General features: G+C 40.8%; 4 protein-coding genes. 2 read left to right on the forward strand and 2 right to left on the reverse strand.

The genetic code is table 11. From position 1 onward, the window contains the following. Positions 1 to 438 precede the first annotated feature (438 nt). Both ACL9RM_RS26320 and ACL9RM_RS26325 read right to left on the reverse strand, forming a co-directional pair. The gene (locus ACL9RM_RS26320; RefSeq protein WP_013312131.1) at positions 439 to 669 is read right to left on the reverse strand and encodes a hypothetical protein; all 231 of its coding nucleotides are present in this window, start codon (positions 667 to 669) and stop codon (positions 439 to 441) included. Positions 670 to 861: 192 nt separating this feature from the next. After that, a complete protein-coding gene (locus ACL9RM_RS26325) occupies positions 862 to 1,476 on the reverse strand; it encodes a stage II sporulation protein M (protein WP_250266755.1) in 615 nt (204 codons plus the stop codon). Positions 1,477 to 1,574: 98 nt separating this feature from the next. Between ACL9RM_RS26325 and pdaB the strand changes: the two genes are divergently transcribed. Both pdaB and gerD read left to right on the forward strand, forming a co-directional pair. After that, positions 1,575 to 2,354: a polysaccharide deacetylase family sporulation protein PdaB gene (gene pdaB / locus ACL9RM_RS26330; protein WP_250266756.1), complete on the forward strand. Its 780-nt coding sequence runs from the start codon at positions 1,575 to 1,577 to the stop codon at positions 2,352 to 2,354. A 106-nt stretch (positions 2,355 to 2,460) separates the two neighbouring features. Continuing rightward, complete coding sequence (gene gerD / locus ACL9RM_RS26335; protein WP_250266757.1) at positions 2,461 to 3,210, forward strand: spore germination lipoprotein GerD; 750 nt, start codon at positions 2,461 to 2,463, stop codon at positions 3,208 to 3,210. Positions 3,211 to 3,313 lie beyond the last annotated feature (103 nt).

Raw genomic sequence — 3,313 nt, forward strand, 5'->3', positions numbered from 1 at the left:
AAACTCTCCATTAAAGACCAACCGAAGTTGGTTTATAGAAAGAGCGATAAGCTCATGTTGAAACTGACGAGATAAAATATCTCTTATTCGCTTCCATTTCATACAACCTAATGGCATGTACCAAAATTTCAGCGTTGGATTTTGTAAACAAAATCCCTACTCACTCGTTGTTCAGTTTTCAAAGATCAAACTTGCATAATGTCTTACTTTGTTTCGTCACCGCGTCTCAGTGGCGACCTTTATAATATATCATCTCTTTTTAGAATTTGCAAGAGTTTTTTTTAATTTCTTTTTTCGAGCAAATCCTTCAAAAAGGAACGAAAATTAATTTACCATGAATATTGAATAGAGTCAATACTTTTTTTGATATCAGAAAGTATAAGGTTTTTAAAATAGTTTACTTCCTGATATCTCTGATATAGTTTCTACCTTATCTTTTCATTGTTTGGTTTGTGGGACTCGCCCTCTGCGAGCATATTTGGATAGTTCCTTGGCGGGTGCAAAACGGGCATACATGCGGAAGACTGTTTTATATCGAAGTGCGATTGCGTAGCGAATATCTTGATCCAATCGAGTATCGCTCATATCAAGCAGCATTTCATCTAGCTCCTTACGAAGAACGTAGTCAAGTTCCTTGCATTCTTTTTCGTTAAACAGCATTCCCAACATATGACCATACTCCCTTATCAGCAGATTATATAGTACTTATATTTGCTCAACTATTGTTCCAATCTTTACCTGTTTTTAAACTCAACTGCTAAGGTTTCAAACTTACCCCGATTAATCTTCAGCTTCTCTTTAGGCTCTCCCCTTTGTTATGTTCAATTTTCAGGAAATATATAAATAATTGACCATAATATTTTATTGTGACAATAAACGATAAGTTATGCCACTCTCAATAGCAGCTGCTATAAGCAGTAAGATGACAGACCATAGGGACACTCTCAACGTTTGTTTCATAAATACATTCCACGATGGGCCAGTTCCTTTGCGCTTTAGCCCTATGCTTGTACCTATAGTAGACATTATGTTGATTCCAAACTTCAATCCGAAGGCACAGGCGATAATCAAAACAGGCAATTCAATCACACCGTGAGGCAGCAACCCTTTGACAACAACTTCATACATACTTCTTCCCATATCTGTCTGCAAGTGTACTACAAACCCTAAAACCATACCGTTCACAATCAAAAATATAAACGGTACGATTCCAAATACAGCCCCCATAAATATGACCAGCACACATTTAATTGCATTATTGAAAAAGATGAATACAAAAAAACTCCATTGTGGATGCTCAGAATTCTGCAAGCGCTGCGCTACTTCTCCCAGCCCCTCCATTTGTTGCGCCAGCATGGATTGAATAGTGCCTGTACTTAACCAGCCCACCATAATACTTGTGCAGAAAAGAAGTGCAGAGATTAAAATTAACCGTCTTGTCATGTGTAAATCGTGAAAAAATGCGTTTAGTCCCATTTGATAATTCCTCCTATTAGTCCAATGGAATAATTGACAACCCCTGGCATAGCTTTAAGTAAACAAGCACTTCTAGGATGAAAGGGGCGTTATTAACCATGAATTCTTTTTTTTATGTATTAAACGGTAAAAAAATCAAACGATTCTTAATCGTAATGGCTGCAGCCATCTTTACTGTCGGAGTCATTTATGTAGAAACCGATAATGTTACAGTTTTTTCCGAGGAACCACCAACCGCTATTTATAGTGTGCCCACGGACAAAAAGTTGATCGCTCTCACCTTTGATATTAGTTGGGGCGATAAGCGCACTGCCCCCATCTTAAAAGTCCTTGAGGATAAAAAGGTGACCAAGTCCACCTTTTTTCTTTCTGCCCCTTGGAGTAAAACACATCCAGAGCTTGTGAATCAGATTAAAGAAAGCGGATTTGAAATCGGCAGTCATGGCCATAAACACGAAAATTACAGTAGCTTAAGCGATGAAGATATTCGTAAGCAGATTTCAATTGCTCATACCACATTAACCGAACTGACGGGACAGTCCCCGAAGTTGATCCGTATGCCTAATGGCGACTTTGATAAAAGAGTCCTTCAGGTTGCCGGCACTTTAGGCTACAAAACCATTCAGTGGGATACAGATTCCCTGGACTGGAAAAACCCTGGTACTCAGGTCATAATCGACCGTGTTGTAAATAAAGCGCATCCTGGCGATATCGTCCTTCTGCATGCCAGTGATTCCTGTAAACAAACGCATGAAGCCCTGCCGGTCATTATCGACAAGTTGCGAGCACAAGGCTATGAATTCGTGACTGTATCTGAACTGCTTCAACAGGGTACAGTAAAAGGCAAAGAGGTACGCGATCAGGCACTGGGTCTTTAAGGAGTTATTTTACATCGTTCTCAGCTAAAAACCAAAAGCAAATCGACATATTTCTCCCCATTCATCCGCATACTATCCACATTCATGATGAAGGAGGAATACGGCCATGAATTGGACTCGTTTGCGATTTGTTAGCACGGTATGCGTACTGGGCGTTGCACTGAGTGGATGCGGCTCGGATCAGGGTTCTGCGCCCCCCCAGAACAGTTATAAAGAGATGAAAACGATGGTTGTCGATATCCTGAAAAGCGATGACGGAAAAAAAGCGGTAGAGGAGGCTTTAACCGGGGAAAACAGTTCATCCAAAGAAGGACAATCCGGTCAAAGCAGTGAAGAGGGTGGGTCTGGTGGTGGGTCTGGTGGTAGCATGGGAATGAAAATGCTTATGCCCATGCAATCGGCTGAACAGATGAAGATCGCAGTCAAAGATACTTTGGTATCACCTGAATATAAAAAAGAAATCGAAAAGATTATGACTGATCCGCGTTTTGCCGGAGAATTTGCCAAAGCCATCAACAGCCAAAGCAAGCAGCTTCATATGCAACTTATAAAAGACCCTTCTTATCAAAAATCAATTGAAGCAATGCTCAAGTCACCAGAATTAACCAAAATGTATATGGACTTAACTAAAACCCCTGAATATCGCAAACAATCTATGACAGTCATGCATGATGCCATGCAAAATCCGATTTTCCGACTTGAGGTTATGAATTTACTCAAAACCGTCGTACAAGAGGAGCTTCAACCTAAGGTTGAGAAAAAAACCGGTGAGCAAAGCGGTGCAGGCGGCGATAAGCAAGGTGGTGGTGGAGGTAGCGAAGGTGGGGGCGAAGGAGAACAAGGAGGAAGCCAATAATAAAAAGGCTGGTTTAATAAACCAGCCTCAGGCTGTCGAGAAACCCCCTGTTTTTTTGCAGGGGGTTTAAAACTGTCTTAGTGGTCTAAAAACTAGGGGCCTC

Source organism: Paenibacillus sp. S29, assembly GCF_049319765.1.
Classification (GTDB): Bacteria; Bacillota; Bacilli; order Paenibacillales; family Paenibacillaceae; genus Paenibacillus; species Paenibacillus polymyxa_B.

What these genes read in the sequence shown, in the direction of transcription:
- ACL9RM_RS26320 (WP_013312131.1), bottom strand. Translation starts at nt 669, where the DNA reads ATGTTGGGAATGCTGTTTAACGAAAAAGAATGCAAGGAACTTGACTAC.
- ACL9RM_RS26325 (WP_250266755.1), bottom strand. Translation starts at nt 1,476, where the DNA reads ATGGGACTAAACGCATTTTTTCACGATTTACACATGACAAGACGGTTA.
- pdaB (WP_250266756.1), top strand. Translation starts at nt 1,575, where the DNA reads ATGAATTCTTTTTTTTATGTATTAAACGGTAAAAAAATCAAACGATTC.
- gerD (WP_250266757.1), top strand. Translation starts at nt 2,461, where the DNA reads ATGAATTGGACTCGTTTGCGATTTGTTAGCACGGTATGCGTACTGGGC.